This window comes from Bradyrhizobium sp. USDA 223, assembly GCF_044909005.1.
GTDB lineage: Bacteria > Pseudomonadota > Alphaproteobacteria > Rhizobiales > Xanthobacteraceae > Bradyrhizobium > Bradyrhizobium yuanmingense.
This window is the reverse complement of the sequence record NZ_JBIYDR010000001.1, coordinates 779,516-798,946: the sequence shown is the minus strand read 5'-3', so window position 1 is coordinate 798,946 and position 19,431 is coordinate 779,516. Positions and strand designations below refer to the sequence as shown.

The window sequence follows — 19,431 nt, the reverse complement described above, 5'->3', positions numbered from 1 at the left end:
GAGCCCAGCTCTCCCGCGTTCCGACGACTGCGCGTCTACGCGTTCGACCCTTCCGCGTCGACGGATCTGCGGACCGCCACCATGAACGCGGCAGTCATCAAGGTGCCCTGGGAGCAACTTGAGGCTGGTCCAACGGGCGAATACCTTGAGGTGATTGACGTAGACCCGGCTAGCGACGCGTTTTATGAACCGGTCAATCTGAACTCACCGCAGCTACTGGCGCAAGACGGGCACGCGCCATCGGAGGGCAACCCGCAATTCCATCAACAGATGGTCTATGCGATCGGCATGACGACGATCCGTAATTTTGAGCGCGCGCTCGGTCGACGAGTTCTTTGGGCGTGGAGATGGGCGCGAAAAGACGATCTGACTGCATATAAGCGCAGGACCTATATCGGCAAACTTCGCATCCATCCACACGCGCTACGCGAGGCGAACGCATACTACAGTCCGCAAAAACGAGCTCTGTTGTTCGGCTACTTCCGGGCCAGCGGGGAGGATGTTGGCAATAACTTGCCGGGCGGAATGATCTTTTCTTGTCTGTCGCACGACATTATCGCGCACGAGATGAGTCACGCGATCTTGGACGGCATGCACAGAATGTATCTTGAGCCGAGCAACCCTGACTCGTTGGCGTTCCATGAGGCATTCGCGGACATCGTAGCCCTCTTGCAGCACTTTACCATGCCCGAAGCCGTCAAGAACCAGATCGGACGGCTACGTGGCGACCTTTCGCAGCGCTCGCTGCTCAGCAATCTTGCGCTGCAGTTCGGTCAGGCGATCGGCAATTACGGAGCTCTCCGAGATGGCATCGACAAGATCGATCGGGCGACCGGTCTTCCGGACGCGCGGGCGATTGCGCATGTGACGGAGCCGCACGAGCGCGGCGCCATTCTGGTTGCGGCCGTCTTCGACGCATTCGTAACCATTTATCGAACCCGTGTGGCGGACCTGATCCGGATGGTTACAGGCGAGGGCGAGCGCTTCCCCGACCGAGATCTTCATCCCGATCTGCTGAATCGTTTGACCGCTGAGGCGAACAAGACGGCAGGCCATGTCCTGCGGATGTGCATCCGTGCGCTCGACTATCTTCCTCCCGTCGACATCACGTTCGGCGACTTCCTGCGCGGCGTTGTGACGGCTGATAGCGATCTTGTCGCTGATGACGATCGTGGATACCGCATTGCTTTTGTTGAAGCCTTCAGAAGAAGGGGCATCTACCCGCGGGATTGCCGATCCCTGGCAGTCGACAGCCTGTTGTGGGAGGAACCGGATGAGGACGTAGCTCTGGGATGGCTTGATGGAATCGACACGAGCCATAAGGAAAGCCGTGAAGATCTCTGGAAGCAAGCCATCGACAACGCAGCGGCTTTCTATGGACGCCTGAAGGACCGAAGCCGGTTACCGGCGGAAACCCTTCGCAAGATGGGATTGGCGCTTGACGACGATGCGCCGAAGACGATCAGGCGGTCGATCAAGGATGGCGGGGCACCTGCCTTTGATGTCCAGTCGGTCCGAACCACACGTCGTATCGGTCCCGACGGCGAGGAACTTCCGCAGCTTGTGGTCGAGATCGTCCAGGAGCGAAGAGGCTTCAGCGATGCCCAGGAGCAAACGAACGTCGATGCATCAGGGCACCGGTCGCGCGCGGCGGACTTCATCTTCCGTGGTGGATGTACCCTGATCATCGATCTTCATTCGGCAAAAGTTCGATACATCGTAAGCAAGGACATTCTAAGCGCATCGCGTCTCGAAGCGCAGAGGCGATTTCTGTTCGAGCGTGAGACGGAGTCGCTCGGGGCTACTTATTTCGGTCTCGATTCCCGCGAAGAGCCGTTCGCCTTTCTGCACCGGAACGGATAACGCCATGTTAAGCGCACGAAAGAAGGCTGCAAAGCGGACGACGGCGAAAAAGACAAAAGACAAAAAGCCGGCGCGCAAAAGAGGTGCCCAGTCCGCTCCATCTCCTGATACGGGTTTTGACAGCGAGGTGGACGCGGCTTCAGCCACAACAGCTGCACGAGCCAGGCCCGGCCACATCTCTGTTCGCATGTACAACAATATCCTCGGCGACTGTTTTCTGATCAGGATTCCCGCCGGACCGGAACGGGACGTGAAAATCTTGATCGATTGCGGGGCGCTCCAAGGGATGCCATCCGCGTCGGACATTATGAACGAGATCGCCGGCGACCTAGCAAAAGCGACGGGTTCTCATCTCGATGTGTTGGTAATCACCCATGAACATTGGGACCATCTATCCGGATTCTGTCAAGCGGAGACTATTTTCCGAAAGTTCGAGATCGATGAGCTCTGGCTCGCCTGGACGGAGAACGACAAGGATGCGGATGCGGCACGGATCCGCGCGCGACGGCAAAAAGCACTTCAGCTCCTGCTGACGCTTGACAAGCACTTCGGGCCGGCCGCAGCCGCTCCGGAGGAGGATGATGAAGAGGCAGCAACAGCGCCAAGAGGCGGAGGACAACGCGATGAAGTAAGAGAGCTACTCGCGTTTACCGGTCAATCGCCAGGTGTGGCTGCATCGAGAATGGATACCGGAGCCATTCTGACGATGCTCAAGGGCCTTGCCAAAAAGGTCAGATACTTCACGCCAGGGGCGGATCCGATTCCCCTGCCCGCCGGAATTCCCGTCGAAGCATACGTTCTTGGTCCTCCGAAGGACACCAAGCTGCTCCTCCGCAGCAACCCGCGAAAGGGAGAGGTCTACCTGACCGACGAGAGCGCTGGACTCGGCGTCTATTTGGCAGCTGCGGTTCAACTGGAGAAGGAAACCATTTCGCTTGATGCTGATGAAGCCAGAACCATCGAACTTTCAATGCCCTTTGACAACCAGCATTTTCGCCGGCTTTCGGAAGTCGAAGGGGAACGGAACCAGGCCTATTTTTCCGAACGGGAAGATTGGCGGCGTATCGATCGCGATTGGCTCGGCGCCGCGGAACAGCTCGCTCTGAAGCTCGATTCCGACACCAACAACACCAGCTTGGTTCTCGCTTTCGCGTTCGGAAGCAAAACTGATCCTCGCGTCCTGCTTTTCCCAGGAGATGCGCAGGTCGGAAACTGGGAGTCTTGGCAGCAATACGTTTGGCCGAGCGGCACCAAGCGAGAGGATCCCGCCGCCATTGACATACAGAAACTTCTCGCGGCGACGGTGCTGTACAAGGTGGGCCATCACGCTAGCCATAATGCGACGCTGCGGGCCAACGGCCTTGAGCTCATGACCCATCCAGATCTTGTCGCCATGATCCCGGTGAGAGAGGAATTCGCTCGCAAGACCAAGCACTGGAACATGCCATTCCCCTCTCTGCTGGCACGTCTGCTGGAAAGAACAAAGGGAAGAGTTTTGCGTGCAGACAAGTCTGTGGATGATCTGAGGGCCGACCGAGATCGTCGTCAGGACAAACCAGGCGAACTCAGTCGGGACGACTGGGAGAATTTCTTCTCCCGTCTTGGCTTCGGCCCCAAATCGGCTCATTCAGGCGTCGCGCCACTGTATGTGGAGTATTCAGTGCCGCTCACGTGAGCCGCGCACAGCTTCGCTTTAAGTTAGGATGAAACGCCAAGCTTTAGCTTTGTCGATGGAAGCGGTGGTCCGCCAGGGCAGATCACCACGCTAGTCACAATGCAACGTTGCGCGCTGCAGGTCTCGAGTTGATGACGAGTCCCGAACTCGTTGCGATGATTCCTGTGAAAGAGGAATTCGCGCGCAATACCAAACATTGGAATATGCCCTTCCTCTCTCCTCGCCCGTCTTCTCGAAAAAACAAATGGACGAGTATTCCGGGCGGACAAGTCGCTTGAGCTTCTTAAGGCGGACGCCGCAAAGCGGGCGGGTAAGCCGGGCGAACTCAGTCAGAGGGATTGGGGCAAGTTTCTTTCACGCGTGATAGCGGGTTCGCCGTCGAAATATGGGGAAGGTCAGCTGTCCGTGGGATACTACGCCGCCCTAAGCTGACACTCCTGAACCATGGAACTGGGGCAACAGTCACTTCGGATCATTGAGAAATCACTTACCTGACCCGGCCTTCCGAATGAACCTCCAATGTTCGTCAGGGGGCCGCCCACACTAAACTAGGGGATGGACGATACCAAACAGATCGACGCGCAAAAGCTTCGAAGAAAAACTTTCTCCGATCGTCGTCGGGCAATATCGAAGTTGATGGCAGTCTCAAACTACCAAAGAACAGGCTTAGCCATTGATTCGTCTTACCTTTTTCAGAGGATCATAAACATAGGGCCTAAGACGACCACTGTCAACGCAGTCGCAACGCTCAAGTTCCGTCGCTATTAGACCTGCTGCAAGTTAAGATTAAGTTTTCAGCGAGTTTCTCGCTTCCTCTAGCATGGATTGCAACAACTCCGCTGGGTACCGCGTCCGCCAGTCGCCTTTTTCGAGCAGCATTATCACGCGATGGGCCGCGCGAATTTCTAGGTCGCGGTCCCCTGACAGGCGAGCCACCTCCCGAATCGTGTCGACAACAGCCGGCAGTTCTTGCCGATCTAAATCAGCAGCAGCGGGAACTATAACCTTAAGCAGGTCTCCCCAATTTTTACGGCTCAAGCCCAGCTGCTCGAGCGTCTCGGCGGCACCCCGAGCCCGTAAAAACTCTATTGAATAATAGAGTAGGTTGTTTGCCGAAAGGCGGACCTCGCGCTGCATCTCAGCTCCTCCTGCCGAGGTCTGGAGGGCTGCATTTGCAGCATCGAAGGCCTGTTTGGTAACGCGAATTGCGTCGGCGTAGGCATCGCGACGCTTGGTTAGCATGAAGTCAGTGCTGCCAATTTCCATCCCTTTCTGCCGGATGGTCTCGGCCGCCTCCCAATATGCAAACCCAAGGCGGCGAGCGATATAGCTCCGCATAGGGTTGCCGGACAGAAATTGCGGATCTTTTTCAAGCAGTTCCATGGCTTCTTCGAACTTGCTGAGCGCAAGCTCCGGCTCGTCCCGAGCAGATAGAACTTCGCCTAGCCGAAATGCAAGTAGCGCGTCAGGAGGATGACTTGCAGTATTCTCAAGAGCAAAATAGCGCCGAGCTGCTTCGTCGAGGCTTTCTATGGCGAAGGGAAAGTCCTTGACCTCATCACCGGACCGAGTGAGCACGTGCGCCGCTCGCATCTTTCCGCGCAGATCAGACGATACTAGGAAGCCAGATTCGGAGTTTTCCAGTGCGAGCTCCTGCAGAAGACGACCAATCCAGAGCAGACAAAGTGCGATCTCCATATTGAGATAATAAATTGCATCGTCGCGTTTCGAATGTGAGCCTACGTTTTCGAGCGAGTTTTGCAGGGTAATCGCAATCTCTGCGAGCTCGGTGATGCCTTGTTCGCGAGGCAAATTGTTGGTCGTATTCCGCACACTGCTGAACAGTGCGTCGATGCGCTCGACGGCCTCATTGACGCCTTTCTGGATATCCGGTGACAGGTCAAGCTTAGTTAGTTGACGATTGTCAATGGAGGGAAATGCTCGACCCGATTCGGAATCTGCGGACTTATAGATCTCCTTAATCAATTCCTTGATAATATCGGCGGTATTTCCGCACGAGTCGAGTAGATCTTTCCAGTTTCGGAGCTGATCACTCGCGCTCTTGCGTAGGCCATCCGTGGCCTTCTCTGGATTACCGAAACGAGATTTATACATCAGCTCGTGTTGGACCTCGCCCCACGCGTCCTCGAGAACGGTGCGGATTTGTACCTCGACCGGGACGCGAAATCGCGTTTCGCCGAGGGAGCCTTGAGCCCGCAGGATGATGTGAATAGACGAGTAGCCATTGTCCTTTGGCTCGTGCCGGATGCGCTTGCCATCTAGCACTAAGTCATACTTTTTGAGCTGCGAGACCAGCGCTTGGCAGAGCGATTGCTCGTAAGGATATCCATATATGATCAGCTCCTCGACCACCTCACTTACTGATTTTCCGAAGAAAAGTTCCAGGGGTTCGTTGCGAGCCAATTCAACGAATTTGAGAAATCGCTGTAGCACGCTTTGTAGGTCACTACGGTACAGCGTTAGGATGCGCAGGCCGATGATATCTGTGACATCCTTGGCTTGATAAGTTGGTTTACTCTGCCGCCGTTCGAACACCTTCTCGACGAGCTTCTTGTGATCCTTGACGCGGCTCTTGATGAGATAGCTTGTCGCTTCGATACTTGGAGTCCCCATAGCCAACGCGGCAAGTAGGCGCTTTTGCGTGACGTCAGCTCCAGCAAGAGCCTGAAGGGCGTCGAAGGCGACTTTTTGCCGCTCCTCGGGAGTGGGTTCATACGCGGACATCGTTACCCCTTAGTTGCGCGTTTAGTGAGTTTATCAACGCCACCACAATTCGCAACTAAAGCGGGTGTGGCTCTTCAGGCCGTCAAACACCACAAGGACATAGTTACCTTCGGCTCGATCGTTGTGGAGGCGGGTCGCGCTAGGCGACTCCCATCCTCAGCTGCGGATACGCGACTGAGCCTCTGGCCTGGACGAACGCGGTGCCGATCGTGGACGCCCGACATCTCGCCGCTTTCCAGCGTCCGTCCGATAGAATGAAGCAATGCTGCGCGTTCACCCCAAGAAACGCGCGATGCGAACGCAAGGCCAGGTCGAATATCGCCCAGGCCAATAGAGGTGATGTGTGGGCGTTTTGGTCATCATCTCGTACCGGCCCACCGTTTAATTCAGGTTAGTGCACAAGCTGCCGTCATGGTCGGTTAGCTGAATTCGGCGATCGATTAGAGGCACAGGTCAGTACGTAATGTACAGAACTGTGCCCCGCGTTTGCGGTGATAGAGGACACGAAAGTCAGCCCGCCCGGCCCCGCCTTCGCCCCTCGCTAAATGATGAGTTCGGCCACGCATGCCGCCGGACGTGGCGAACTTCAACAATTTATCTTTTCTCAAATGTTTGCCGCGATCTTCCAGCACTGGCGGCAACGTTAGAGCCAGTCCTGCGGGGTCCGAGATTAGGACATATCTGAGCTCGTATGTCTCGAAGCTATTCGCGGGGGATCTGGCGAACGATTTTTCGGCGTTTAGAAGATAATTGTCACCTTCGCGTGAAGCCTCGGATAGATTGTACCACCAATGGCCGCCCGTGGCGCGTTCGCTTGTCGAGTATGTGCCAAGCAACGCACCATTGTTCGTGTTGAGCCAGCATTCCTTCTGGTCATCATTACCAAACAGATTGATCGTCTGAGCCGCGCCGACATGCATGACGTAGACGAGGCCGGTCGACGCATAGGTTGGCGAGCTGGAGCGGCGGATCCAGGAGACCCTGTTTTCCGCACCGGAAATCGACCATGTCTGACATCGCGGCCCCCAAACTCGTTCATGCGCCGGCGCTACGGCGTGCGCTTGCGGGAACGCTCTGGCGGCGCTTCGTCATCCTCGCCGGCTTTGCGCTCACCTGGGAGCTCTATGCGCGCTGGCTCGACAACGCGCTTCTGCTGCCGACCCTGCGCCCGACGCTGTCGGCGTTGTGGTCGGCCATCTTGTCGGGCGAACTACCGAACCGTGCAGCGACCTCGCTGCGGGTCTCATCACCGGCTACGCACTGGGGATTGCCGTCGCGGCGGTGCTGACGACCCTCGCCGCTTTGTCGCGCTGGGGTAATGAGGCCCTTGGCCCGTTGACGTCGATGTTCAACCCGCTTCCGGCCATCGCGCTGCTGCCCATCGCATTGCTGTGGTTCGGCGTGGGACCGCCGAGCCTCATCTTCGTCATCGTGCACTCAGCTCTGTGGCCGGTGGCCCTCACCTGCTACGGCGGCTTCCTCGCCGTGCCGCCGACCCTGTGAATGGCCGGCCGCAACCTCGGCCTCTCGGGCGGCCGGTTCGTCGCGGAGATCCTGGTGCCAGCGGCCTTCCTGCAGATCCTGTCGGGCTTGCGGATCGGCTGGGCGTTCGCCTGGCGCACGCTGATTGCGGCCGAGCTTTTGTTCGGCGTCAGCGCGCGGTCCAGCGGGATCGGCTGGTTCATCTACACCAGCCGCGCACAGCTGGAGACGGCGAGCGTCTTTGCAGGACTGCTCACCGTGATCTTGATCGGCCTCCTTGTGGAGGGCGTGATCTTCCGGAGCCTGACGCGGATCACGGTCCAGCGCTGGGGACAGGTGCAAACCTAGGGGAATGCCGACGATCCCGATCGGTCCTAATGGTGAAGATATGGGAATGCGTAGCGATCAGCCAGATAGCGGAGTATTCGCTCCGAGGAATCGATGAAGCGCCGGCCGTTGGCAACGCCTGCGTCCTCAGGCACCGGCCGACTCTCATCGAAGGCCAGAACCGGAAGCGATTGATGCTGCTCGCCCAGGAATTCGACGAGGGACGTTCGCGGACGCGCGAACGGCAGGCGGTGTACCTCGATCTGCGTTGCCAATCCGGGAAACGACGCCAGCAATCCCTCGATCGCGTTGCAGTGCGGGCAGACGAAGAAGCGGCCCGGCCGCTCGGGGATCTTCAAATCCCGGCTTCACCAGAAAGAGGCGATCTCCGCTCATGGCCGGCCTCCAGAGACGACATGATTTTCAATGGCCGAACAGCCGATAGCTCCGATCGGCCGTCCGCAGGTGGCGGCTCTCCTCGACCCAACCCACCGCTCGCCGATAACTGCCCAGCAGGGTCGCCTCCTTCAACGCCGCCACGTCGACCGCTTGCGGCGCGTCGGCGAACGGCGAGACGAACAGCGGATCCTCGGGACAATAGAGCTCGCACAGGAAGCAGGTCTGGCAGTCGCTCTGGCGCGCGATCCTGGGAATGCCGTCGGTCTTGTCGAAGACATTGGTCGGGCACACGCTCACGCAAATATCGCAGGCCGTGCACCGTTCGGCATCGATGACCTCGATCATTCCGCGGCCTCCGCATATTGCCTAGATGCCAACGGGCGCGCCGATGTCCAGACGTCGTCAAACCCGCCGGTCGTCACGAAATGGAGGTAACGGTCGTCCTGTTCGGGGTAGTCGTCACGGCGGTGCATGCCCCGGCTTTCCTGACGCGCCAGCGCGCTGCGATACATCCAACGCGCGGTCGCGAGCATGGCGGCCGCTTCGCGTGCACGTAGCAGCTCCTGCTCGTCCGGCGCATCGGCAGCCGAGGCATCAGACCACAATGCATCCAGCCGACGGAGCGACCCACCGAGTCGCCCAGCCTCGCGGAAGTAATTCAGCTCGTAGGGGAACACCTCGTCCTGAACGCTTCGCGCGAGCGCGACGCCCTGCAATGGCCGCCCGTTGCCGGAGCGCAGACCAACAGTGCCGCGCCGGAAAGCCGGGCACCAGATGGTTGTGCCCAGTTGTCGCGCAAAATCGGCGGCGCCCTGGCCGGCCCAATAACCTGACGACATGGCCCAGGCGGCATTGTGGCTGCCGCCACCAGTAAAGCCGCCGCTGATCAGTTCGCGCGTCGCGGCATCGCCTGCGGCGTAGAGACCCGGCACGGTGGTCGCACAGCTGTCGTCGATGATCCGCAGGCCGCCGGTGCCGCGGACGGTCCCTTCGAGGCGCAGCGTGATCGGAAAACGTTGCGTGAAGGGATCGATACCGGTGCGGTCGAACGGGAGAAAGAAGTTCGGCTGCGACGCGCGCATGTGCCGCTGGGTTTCGGCATCTGCCTGGTCAAGTTGAGCGTACACGGGGCCTTTGCGGAGCGCGCGCGCAATCACGGAGCGGCCACCTTTCGAGGACGCGCCGGGAATGACGCTCCCCTGCTCATCGGTGAAGCTGGCCCAGCTGTAGAACAAGGTCTTGGTCACCGATCCGAAGGCCGGCGAGATCGCGTAGGCGTTGGAGAACTCCATGCTGGTGAATTCCGCACCCGCTTCCGCGGCGAGGAGATAGCCGTCCCCGGTCAGCACGTTCGAGCCGAGCGTCTTGCTGAGAAAGGCGCATCCGCCGGTGGCGATCACCACGGCCTTGGCGTTCACCGCCCAGCGATCCCCCTTCTGGCGGCGCAGGCCCGAAGCTCCCGCCACCACACCGTTGCCGTCGACCAGCAGCTCGAGCGCGGGCGAATGATCGAGGATGGTTACGCCGGCCTGCTTGGTCCGCTTGCGCATCAGGCGCATGTATTCCGGGCCCTGGAGCGAATTGCGCCGCGGCCTGCCGTCGTCATCGACGGGATAAGGATAGCCCCACTCGGCGAGCTGGTTGCTCTGGACGTAGGTCCGGTCCAGCACGCGCGCCATCCAGCGGCGGTCCTGGAGGTGCCCACCGAGCTTCTCACGGCTGGCCATCGCGGCCTCGCGGCGCTCCGGAGCGGGGTCGACATACCAGACGCCGGTTCCGGCCGCCGCCGTGGCGCCTGATGTGCCGCAAAAGCCCTTGTCCGCCAGCACGACACGCGCGCCATGCTCGGCGGCGCTGACCGCTGCCCATGTGCCCGCGGGACCGCCCCCGAGCACCAGCACATCCGCCTCGAAGACAACGGATCCTGCCGAACTCGACAGCCTCTCGGCACGACCAGGGTTCGACATCACTAATCTCCAGTCTCATTTCTGAACGGCGCTTCGGCCATCACGCGCAATCTGCCGCAAGATCTATCCAACGCGGGCAACGAGGACATCCGCCGTAGCATCCGCGAATTCGGAAGACATGTCGTTGAAGAGCGCGGGTTCCTGAACGGTTGCGGCACGCGGGCGGCGGTTCAACGCCTCGGAGCCCTGTCGATTCAGGAAGAAGCGCCCCAGAGCCTGCACAAACGCCGGCGATCCCGCGATCTCTGAAGCGTGGCCCTCACTCCGGCCATGAAGGCAAAGCTCATCTGATTCACGTCGACGACATAGATCATGCCGAAGCTTTCCCTCGAGGGCGCGCTAGCTGCTGAACCCCGCCGGGATGAACGCCGGGACTTTCTCCTCGATGAATTGCTTCACCTCCGGCGAGTTGAACACCTGGATGAATGCCTTCAGGCGCGGATCGTCCTTCTTGTCGGGCCGGGCCGTGAAGCGCAGCACGAGGCCATCGTCAGCGGTGCGATCGATGATCAGGGCGGATTTCGGATCGCCGCCGGCCGGAATAAGGTAAGTGATGTTGACGAGCGCCAGCGTTACGTCGTCGAGCGACCGATAGGTTTGGGCGGGGTCGAGCTCGACTATCTTGAGGTTCTTTGGATTCTCGATGATGTCGAGCTTGCTGACCGAAAAGCCTTTGCCGGGCGCAAGCTTGATCAGCCCAGCCCGTTCCAGCAGGATCAAACCGCGGGCACCGTTGAGCGGCTCGTTTGGAATAGCGACGCTGTCGCCGGACTTGATCTCGTCGAGCGTCTTGATCTTCTTCGAGAACAGGCCGACAGACGCAATCACGCCCACCTTGTCGGCCTGCACCAGATTGAAGCCGCGCTGCTTGTTCTGAAGAGCAAGATAAGTCGCATGCTGGAACAGATTGGCGTCGACCTCACCACTGTTCACGACCTCGTTCAACGCCATCCAGTCCGACAGCTCGACGATCTTGACGTCCTGCCCCTTCTCCTTGGCGAGCTTGGCGGCAAAGGACGCCAATTGGGCAACCGGGCCGGCGCTGGTCGCAATCTTCAGCGGTTCACCGGCGAAGGCGGTTGCCGTGAATGCGAGCCAAAGACCGGCGGCCTGGGTTGTACGACGAAGGATTTTCATGATTCTAGATTTCCGTTGCAATTTGGATGATGCGATTCAGGCGGCCTTGCGTGTGCCGGCATCGACCTGCGCCAGCGCCTGGCCGAGATCAGCCAAGATGTCGTCGGGATGCTCGATGCCGACCGACAGGCGGACATAGCCTGGCGTGACGCCGGCGGCGAGCTGCTCGGCGGCGGTCAATTGCTGATGCGTCGTCGACGCCGGGTGAATGGCGAGCGACCGTGCGTCGCCGATATTGGCAACGTGATAGAACAGCTTGAGCGCATCGATGAAGCGACGGCCGGCCTCGACGCCGCCTTTCAGCTCGAAGCCGACGTGGGCTCCATAGCCGTCCTTCAGATACGGCTTCTTGCCGATGGAAAGGCCGCATGTGGTTTTCATAGAGACGGCGCTCGTCATCCGGCACATCGCTTCCAGAGTGCCTGCAATTCATCAGTCATGTACTGACGTCCGGCAGAGAGCCGGACCACGCTTTGTGGCATCATGATGCGCGCCACCGCAACGAGGCGCACCACATCGATGGGATCCGGCCGTTCCGCGGTTACGTTGACCGGGACGCCCCTTGACTTCATTCCAAAGATTGATGGAAACACTCTCCGGGTGAACGGTCATGTTGGCGAGCAGCACTAGCATGCGGAGCCGGTCGGTAGCCTGCTCGCCCATTCCGATGATGCCGCTACAGCAGACCTTGATGCCGGCTGCGCGACACGCGGTCCAGCGTGTCGATGCGGTCCTGTGCAATCACGGGAATGGATGTTGTGCAGGCAGTATCAGAAGTTCGCGGTCCGCAACTACACCGCGCCTCCCTCCTCAGGCACCCCCACGGGCTGGTGCCGCACCACCTGACGGGCGTGGCAGCCATCCAGCGAGCCCTGCTTTGACAACAACACTATCCAGCGACATCCTTCTTGGGTGCGCATCAATGAATGAGACAACCGGCAGCCTTCCAAAAAATGCCGCTGCCGGATTCTCCAACAGCGGCCTAAGTCTTGGGAGAAAGCAGACGAGCCGGTCTGCCAGCGGAGCCGAGCAACAAAACAGAATCTCAATCGTGGTCGCCCATTGACACTGCCGACCTCTTTCCGCTCGCATTGCGGAACGATTCGACTTCGACTTTGCGCATTGGAACGTCATCAAACGGTTCGAGATACGGAGTGAAGTCCTGCTTCCAATCGCCATTCTTCCAAATGAACTCGCCTGGGTCATTGGGGCACGACGCAGCATCGGGGTAACCTTGGGTAAATAGACCAGGCGACCTCGAGAGGCGACCGGACGAAGATCGTGAGAAACTCGCGGCCTACACAGATAACGGTTTCAACCTATCGAGGCCGGACACTTGGCTTGCCAACCAGCAAATAAAAAAAATCGATCCCAGCATCCGAAGAATGTGAGACACAATTTGCAATTATCGTGCGTTTTCTGACCAACGGCCAAACAATGGAGATAGAGAGATCAGAGGCTCACGAGATGAGCACCAGTTGTGCTTGCCAAACCATGCACAGAAAACTTGAGACCTCCTGATTTTTGAAATACGTATTGCGGTCACCGTAGATCGAAAATCGACGAGGCAATGCTGCCTGCCTAGCAAGCTCTCTCACAGGGAGAGGAGCGTGCGCGATAATTCCGACGAGGATAAGGACTGATTACTAGAGTCGCTTCGTCTTTGGCCACGATGCATCGCGCTTTGCCGGAGGCTGTGGATTATGCGTCAGGTCCTCAACGACTTGATGCGATTTATCGTAAGGGTCGTTCATGATCGCGAGTCTCACTGTTGTCCTCCTCTGCCAACTCATCGGCGAGATCATTGTGCAAGGTCTGAGCTTGCCGTTGCCAGGGCCTGTGCTTGGTCTCCTCCTCTTGCTGATCATGCTGCTTGCCCGCGACCGCTTCGTGATGATGGCCCGAGGACCGTTTCGGGATAATAGCGTGGAGAATGTCAGCAAGGGACTGTTGACTCACCTGTCGCTCCTTTTTGTGCCAGCCGGCGTTGGGGTCGTGCAGAAACTTGATCTGCTCGCTGCGCATGGCATAGGCATCATTTGCATTCTTATGGTGTCGGTGACTGTGACCTTGCTCGCGACCGTGCTGACGTTCCAGATTGTCAGTCGCTTCACAAGCCGAGAGGACGCTCGATGAAGGAAGATCCGTTTTCGCTCTGGGTCTATCTGTCGCAATCCCCCTTACTTTGGCTGACAATCACTTTGCTGGTCTACGCAATAACCGACGCGGTATCAGTTGCAACGCGCCGTCATCCACTCGGCAACCCTGTGTTGCATGCGATGTGGATCATCGGCTTGTTTCTGCTTCTGACGGGTACCTCCTACACAACCTACTTCGCTGGTGCGCAGTTCGTACATTTTCTGCTGGGGCCTGCAACCGTCGCGCTCGCCGTGCCTCTCTATGAAAATCGCAAGCTGGTCACCGCGGCGATCGTTCCGATGCTGGCCGCCCTGGTTGCCGGCTCCGTTACAGCTGTCACATCTGTGGTCCTTCTTGCCGAGGCCGCCGGGCTTCCCCTCGAAACTATCCTGTCTCTTGCGCCGAAGTCACTCACGGCCGGCGTTGCAATGGGAATCAGCGAAACGCTACATGCGGATCCGTCGGTGACTGCTGTCGCAGTCATTCTCACTGGTATCATGGGCGCCATCATCGTGACCCCCTTGATGAACTGGACAGGCATCATCGATTTTCGGGCTCGAGGCTTTGCCGCAGGCATCGCGGCGCACGGCATCGGCACCGCACGCGCTTTCCAGGTTGATGAGATCGCTGGTGTGTTCTCAAGCCTTGGCATGGGCCTGAATGCCCTTGTGACATCCTTCCTGGTGCCGTTCGCAGTAACGGTATTGATAAAATGATGCGCGAGACCTCTCGCCGCTATTGGACTCTGCATCGACGAAGAATGTCCAGAGACGAACCGCTTCGCCAGTAGCACCTTCATAGCCATCGTTTACGTTCCGAGATGTCCATGGGCGCTGTTTGGACACCACTCGCACTCCCATAAAACAAGATAAAGCCTGAAAGGGAAGCCTGTGCAAGGAAGCCGCCCAATTGACCCGCTCAATACCGGAACAGATCCCGTCTACTTGATGAAGGCAAGCCGTGATCGATCGAGCGTGACTGTCACGGCCAGGATGACGATAAGGCCCGTCACCATGATCTGGATGTAGGTATGCACCCCTGCGATGTTTAAGCCATTTTGCAGAACGGCAATCACCAACACCCCGATTAGCGTTCGATGCACGCCTCCTGAACCGCCTGAAAGAGCGGTGCCGCCCATGACCACAGCTGCGATCGCCTGAAGCAAAAGGTCATCGCCCATCCGGGCGGTTCCGGTCGAGGTTCGCGCGACAAGCAGCAAGCCTGCAATTCCGCAGAGCATTCCGGATGCGACGAACGCGATTGCTTTCGTGCGAAGAACATCGATGCCCGAAAGCCGAGCCGTCACTCCTCCCCCGCCAATTGCAAACAGAGATCGCCCGAAATGGCTTCTCGCACCGATAAAAGAGGCGACCGCAAATATCAGAAGCGCCAGAATTCCCGAGTTTGGAATGCGCCCGATCATTACACCGGATGCGACCCATGTGAGATCCGGACTGCGAAAAAACACGTTCACACCGCCACTGATCCAGGTGGAAATGCCCCCAATGATGGTCATGGTGCTGAGGGTGGCGACAAAGGACGGGATCCGCAGGCGCAGCACCAAAATGGCGTTGAAAAGGCCGCAAAGCGCCCCGATGACGGAAGCAGCAAACAGGATCGCAGCGGCGCTGAACCCGAAATCCCGGATCAGAACTGCCGAGGAGATTGCCACGAAGGTCACGATCGCGCCGACGGAAAGGTCGATTGCTCCCATGAGAATGACAAAGGTGATGCCGGTCGCCACGATGAGCAGGATGGAGGACTGTCTCATCAGATTGAAAAGGTTTATCCAGCTCAGGAAGCGAGGATTGATGGCTGTGAAAACGATGACCATCGTCAGCAGCAGAAGCGCGGGGCCACCTGGATTTATGATCGCGCGGTGACGCTGAACAAACTGCCTCGCGATCTCCATTGTAGCCTCGAGTCGCAATCTCGATCTACGCGCCTTTGTCTCAGACCATGTGCCTGACAAGTTCCTGCTCCGTCGGTTTATCATTGGCAGGCGCGTCCCGCTCGAACTGGATCTCGCCATCGCGCATCACCAGAATCCGGTTTGACAGACCGATGAGCTCGAGCAAATCGTCCGATATCAGAAGAATGGCTGCTCCCTGGTCCGTCAGATCCCTGAGGACACTGTAGATCTCCTCTTTTGCGCCGACATCAACACCACGGGTAGGATTGTCGAGCACCAGAACCTGTACCCCTCGCGCCAGCCATTTTGCCAGCACGACCTTCTGCTGGTTTCCGCCGGAGAGGAATTGGCAGAGTTGCGTCGGCCCGCTGCATCGAATCCGTAAGCCATTGACGTGCTTCTGCGCTAAAGACCGTTCTCGCGCTGCCGATATGATTCCAGTCAGCCGGGAGACGAGGGGCAGCGAAGCCAGAGAAATGTTCGCTTCGACTGACATGTAAGGTACGATGCCTTCGGTCTTTCGTTCCTTGGGGACGAAGCCTACGCCATTTGCGATGGCGGCCTTGCCACGCCTCCGAAGGGGCAGGACTTTTCCGTTCACCTCGACGGTGCCGGCTGCCGGAAACGGATCAAATCCGACAACTGCCCTTCCAACGGCCTCTTTGCCGCATCCAACCAGTCCGCCAAGTCCGACGATCTCGCCTTTTCGAACATCGAAACTGACGTTCCTGACGTTATCGCCCTCAAGCCCATTCGCCGAAATCACAATCGGCGCTTCGGTGACGTCCAGCTGGCGCTTTTCCTTGAAGTACTCCTCATCCCGGATTCGCCCCACCATCGCCATGTGGAGGTTCTGCTCGGAAATCCGTTCTCCGGCAAACTCACCCACGTTTCGACCATCTTTGAAAACATAGATGCGATCGCACAGCTCTATGTATTCGGAAAGCCTGTGAGTGATAAGAACGAAGGATGCGCGCGCACGGAATTGGCGGATCGAGTCGAAGAGAAGCCTGACTTCGCGCTCACCGATGGCCGCGGTCGGTTCGTCAAGCAGGATGATAGGGTGGTCAATGTGGAAGTACTCAGCCAATGCAAAGGCTTTGGCAATCTCGATCATCTGCCGGTCGTGGAAGGCGTAGTCACTCGTCCGCCGACGTGGGTCGATGTGCGCAAGACCCAAGTCTTTCAGATGCCGTTCGCTGTGGGCAATCATCGCTTTTCGATCAACGAGGGCCAGCCGGTTGGTAAAATTGACTTCGAGCGACAGAAAGATATTTTCATAGACGGAAAGGCTGGGAATAAGGGCCTGCTCCTGGAACACCATCGAGATCCCGGCCTCGACGGCCTGGGTGTAACGGAGGGGCTTGAACGGTTTACCGAATAACTCCATCTCGCCCCCATTCGGGGAATGGATGCCAGCGATCATTTTGAGGGTCGTGGATTTTCCCGCCCCATTTTCACCTGCGATGCCGACAATCTCGTTTGGAAAAATCTGAAGATCAACTCCTTCCACGACCCAATTGCCGTTAAAGCTCTTGGATCCGCCTCGCATCGCGAAGATTGGATTGCGTACTGCCGTCATCTCACGTCCTCCGCGCTCACACGCTTCGTGTTGAGGAGAACAGCGAACAGTATGACGACCCCCTGGATGATCGCCTGCAGATGAGGCGCGAGCGCAAGCGTGTTCAGACCATTCGAAAGAGTCGTCGTGAAAAGCACCCCAAGAATCGTCAGGCGCACGTTGCCGAATCCTCCGGTGATCGCAGTACCGCCGACGACCACCGCGGTAATGGTGTCCAGAGTCATGAAGCTGCCCATTGTCGCTGTGGCGGATCCAAGACGCGCGGCCAATAACGCTCCGGCAAAACCCCCCAGGAGGCCGGACAACGCAAACGCCTGTATTTTGATCGTATTGACCTTCACTCCAACAAGAGCGGCTGTTTGCTCGTCACTTCCAAGTGCAAGCGTCATACGGCCAAACCGAGTGCGCGCCCCTAGAACGACTGCAGCCATATAGATGACGAGGGAAATCAGGACCGCATTGGGAATCACATTCAGCCATGCGCCCTGAGCGATGTCGATCACGGCGGCATCAGTTACCGTCAGCGAACGGCCATCAGAGACAAAGAGGACGGCACCCGAGAGAGTCGTTGCGGTTGCAAGCGTCACCAGGATGGAGGGGATCCTGAGGTAGACGTAGACGAGCCCGTTGATCACACCACAGGACAGGCCCACCAGACAAACAATGGGAATTGCCCAGAAACCGAAGTCCGGCGCCATCCGCGCAACCAGCATGCCACAGAAGCTCGCGATCGCTCCGATCGAAAGGTCAATGGAGCCCATCAAAATGACGAAAGTCGCACCGACCGATGCAACCAAGAGGACAGAACTGGATAGCTCAATCGCCCTCAGGTTTCCCACGGTCAAAAATGAGGGGGCCGCCAAGCCGATGGCCGCGCATGCGACAGCAAACACCGAAATGGTTACGATGCGCCGCGCTAGCTCGCCATCCCCACGCCCGACCTGCCATGCCTGCAACATTTTGCGATCCGATTGAGCATTTCTTGGAGGGATGCCTCCCTCGAGAAGGGAGGCATCCAGGCGCATTTTACTCGGGAATTCGCTGCTTGTAGTGGTCCTTATACTCCGCCGTCAGCTTCCCCACACAACCCGCGTCGAAGGCTTCCTGATATGGCTTCGGAAGGTTGTAACCGGCGGGCATACGGCTTCCCCAATAGGTCTTCACGTCGATCGGCCAGACGTAGTTTTGAGGGTCCCAATCGTTGGGATGGAGCGCGCGCGACATTTTCTTCCAGTCGAAGGGCAGCTTTTCCCCTGCAAGAAACGCCTGATACTTGTCGACATTCGCAGCCGTAATCAGCGTCGCCCCCGTGTACATCATGCGTTCGCACGGACTCGGCTTGAACCCCTTGGAGGCGTCGTACGCCCGCACAAGTGCGAAACCGGCCTGCCACTGTGGCGTAAAGCCCATGGTAGCAAGAATTCGGCCCTCCTTCACCAGCTTCAGGGTTTCGCCGTTGCCGTCAAGCCCTGTGATCGGGATGTGCATACCAGCATCTTCAACGGCCTGCATGGCTCCGAGTGCGATCGAGTCGTTCTGACCGAATACCGCATCGATCTTGGAATGTGCCACCAGCAGGTCTTCCATGACCTTGCGGGAGTCGACCTGGTTCCATTTTCCTGGCTGGCGGGCGACGACCTTGATGTTCGGGTATCCAGCGAGGGCCTTTTCGAAGCCTGCGGTTCTGGCGATGTCCGCATCGACCCCGGGAAAGCCTGTGATATGAACGACGTTGCCTTTTCCGCCGATCTTGTCGAAAAGCAGCTTTGCTATTCTATAGCTGTTGTCGACGTCGTCCGGCGTGAAGAAGGTCGCGAAGGCATAGTTGTCGGTCCCACCGTCCAAAGGATGAAAGCCCGGCAGAGATTCCCAGACAGCAACGTGCACTGCTCCTGCCTTTTTCGCCATCTCGACGATGGGCTTGATGTTTGCAGCGACCAGATTCTCGCCGAATGTAATTTTGACGCCCGCCGCGAACTGAGCTTCGTAGATTTCGATTTGCTTGGCGGCATCACCCTTTCCCGAAAGGATGCGGTAATTCAAACCGAGCGCTTTCGCCGCCTGCTCGGCACCTTGCGACCAGTTGTTGAAATACTCGTTCTCCAGCGTGGAGACCTCGGACAGGACATCCTCGGCCCTTGCGGCTGTAAACGACGCCAACAGAGCGGCTGTTGCAAAAACGTAGGCAGACAAGTTGCGCATT

14 protein-coding genes and 5 pseudogenes are annotated in these 19,431 nt (G+C 58.2%); 5 read left to right on the top strand and 14 right to left on the bottom strand.

Annotation, left to right across the window (positions count from 1 at the left end; translation table 11 throughout):
• The first annotated feature begins 81 nt into the window (after positions 1 to 81).
• Positions 82 to 1,863 (top strand): hypothetical protein, encoded by a 1,782-nt coding sequence (locus ABIA40_RS03235; protein WP_157784022.1) that lies wholly within the window; start codon positions 82 to 84, stop codon positions 1,861 to 1,863.
• A 4-nt stretch (positions 1,864 to 1,867) separates the two neighbouring features.
• Positions 1,868 to 3,538, top strand: a complete 1,671-nt coding sequence (locus ABIA40_RS03230; protein ID WP_404539056.1) for a hypothetical protein — start codon at positions 1,868 to 1,870, stop codon at positions 3,536 to 3,538.
• A gap of 786 nt (positions 3,539 to 4,324) precedes the next feature.
• On the opposite strand, the gene ABIA40_RS03225 is transcribed toward ABIA40_RS03230, so the two are convergent.
• Entirely contained in the window at positions 4,325 to 6,283 is a 1,959-nt protein-coding gene (locus tag ABIA40_RS03225; protein WP_036046051.1) for a hypothetical protein, read from the bottom strand.
• A 440-nt stretch (positions 6,284 to 6,723) separates the two neighbouring features.
• Positions 6,724 to 7,203 (bottom strand): hypothetical protein, encoded by a 480-nt coding sequence (locus ABIA40_RS03220; protein ID WP_404539053.1) that lies wholly within the window; start codon positions 7,201 to 7,203, stop codon positions 6,724 to 6,726.
• Between the two features lie 86 nt (positions 7,204 to 7,289).
• Here ABIA40_RS03220 and ABIA40_RS03215 point away from each other — a divergent pair.
• Positions 7,290 to 8,113: pseudogene (locus ABIA40_RS03215) on the top strand (ABC transporter permease).
• Positions 8,114 to 8,139: 26 nt separating this feature from the next.
• On the opposite strand, the pseudogene ABIA40_RS03210 reads toward ABIA40_RS03215, so the two are convergent.
• The 8 genes and pseudogenes from ABIA40_RS03210 to ABIA40_RS03175 form a co-directional block, all read right to left on the bottom strand.
• Positions 8,140 to 8,488 (bottom strand): annotated as a pseudogene (locus ABIA40_RS03210) (DUF3088 domain-containing protein).
• A 27-nt stretch (positions 8,489 to 8,515) separates the two neighbouring features.
• Positions 8,516 to 8,836, bottom strand: a complete 321-nt coding sequence (locus tag ABIA40_RS03205) for a ferredoxin family protein (protein WP_036008263.1) — start codon at positions 8,834 to 8,836, stop codon at positions 8,516 to 8,518.
• Positions 8,833 to 9,168, bottom strand: coding sequence for a hypothetical protein (locus ABIA40_RS03200; RefSeq protein WP_404546148.1), 336 nt, complete (start codon positions 9,166 to 9,168; stop codon positions 8,833 to 8,835). The genes ABIA40_RS03205 and ABIA40_RS03200 overlap by 4 nt, the downstream gene beginning before the upstream one ends.
• On the bottom strand, positions 9,150 to 9,344 hold the full coding sequence (locus ABIA40_RS03195) for a DUF982 domain-containing protein (RefSeq protein WP_370058643.1): 195 nt from the start codon (positions 9,342 to 9,344) through the stop codon (positions 9,150 to 9,152). Before ABIA40_RS03195 ends, ABIA40_RS03200 begins: the two co-directional genes overlap by 19 nt.
• Positions 9,316 to 10,458 (bottom strand): annotated as a pseudogene (locus tag ABIA40_RS03190) (FAD-dependent oxidoreductase); the annotation flags it as partial. The pseudogene ABIA40_RS03190 and the gene ABIA40_RS03195, both read right to left, overlap by 29 nt.
• 339 nt (positions 10,459 to 10,797) lie before the next feature.
• Complete coding sequence (locus ABIA40_RS03185; RefSeq protein WP_050992062.1) at positions 10,798 to 11,595, bottom strand: MetQ/NlpA family ABC transporter substrate-binding protein; 798 nt, start codon at positions 11,593 to 11,595, stop codon at positions 10,798 to 10,800.
• 36 nt (positions 11,596 to 11,631) lie between these two features.
• A pseudogene (locus tag ABIA40_RS03180) lies at positions 11,632 to 11,937 on the bottom strand (PLP-dependent transferase); the annotation flags it as partial.
• Between the two features lie 74 nt (positions 11,938 to 12,011).
• Positions 12,012 to 12,331 (bottom strand): annotated as a pseudogene (locus ABIA40_RS03175) (biotin synthase); the annotation flags it as partial.
• A 1,016-nt stretch (positions 12,332 to 13,347) separates the two neighbouring features.
• Here ABIA40_RS03175 and ABIA40_RS03170 point away from each other — a divergent pair.
• Positions 13,348 to 13,731 (top strand): CidA/LrgA family protein, encoded by a 384-nt coding sequence (locus ABIA40_RS03170; protein ID WP_404539049.1) that lies wholly within the window; start codon positions 13,348 to 13,350, stop codon positions 13,729 to 13,731.
• Complete coding sequence (locus ABIA40_RS03165; RefSeq protein WP_036008273.1) at positions 13,728 to 14,450, top strand: LrgB family protein; 723 nt, start codon at positions 13,728 to 13,730, stop codon at positions 14,448 to 14,450. Before ABIA40_RS03170 ends, ABIA40_RS03165 begins: the two co-directional genes overlap by 4 nt.
• Before the next feature lie 224 nt (positions 14,451 to 14,674).
• On the opposite strand, the gene ABIA40_RS03160 is transcribed toward ABIA40_RS03165, so the two are convergent.
• From ABIA40_RS03160 to ABIA40_RS03145, 4 genes are all read right to left on the bottom strand, one after another.
• The gene (locus ABIA40_RS03160; RefSeq protein ID WP_404539047.1) at positions 14,675 to 15,646 is read right to left on the bottom strand and encodes an ABC transporter permease; all 972 of its coding nucleotides are present in this window, start codon (positions 15,644 to 15,646) and stop codon (positions 14,675 to 14,677) included.
• A gap of 40 nt (positions 15,647 to 15,686) precedes the next feature.
• Positions 15,687 to 17,228 (bottom strand): sugar ABC transporter ATP-binding protein, encoded by a 1,542-nt coding sequence (locus tag ABIA40_RS03155; protein ID WP_051056927.1) that lies wholly within the window; start codon positions 17,226 to 17,228, stop codon positions 15,687 to 15,689.
• On the bottom strand, positions 17,225 to 18,187 hold the full coding sequence (locus ABIA40_RS03150) for an ABC transporter permease (RefSeq protein ID WP_370157831.1): 963 nt from the start codon (positions 18,185 to 18,187) through the stop codon (positions 17,225 to 17,227). The genes ABIA40_RS03155 and ABIA40_RS03150 overlap by 4 nt, the downstream gene beginning before the upstream one ends.
• A 67-nt stretch (positions 18,188 to 18,254) precedes the next feature.
• Entirely contained in the window at positions 18,255 to 19,430 is a 1,176-nt protein-coding gene (locus ABIA40_RS03145; protein WP_036008276.1) for a sugar ABC transporter substrate-binding protein, read from the bottom strand.
• Position 19,431: the final 1 nt, after the last annotated feature.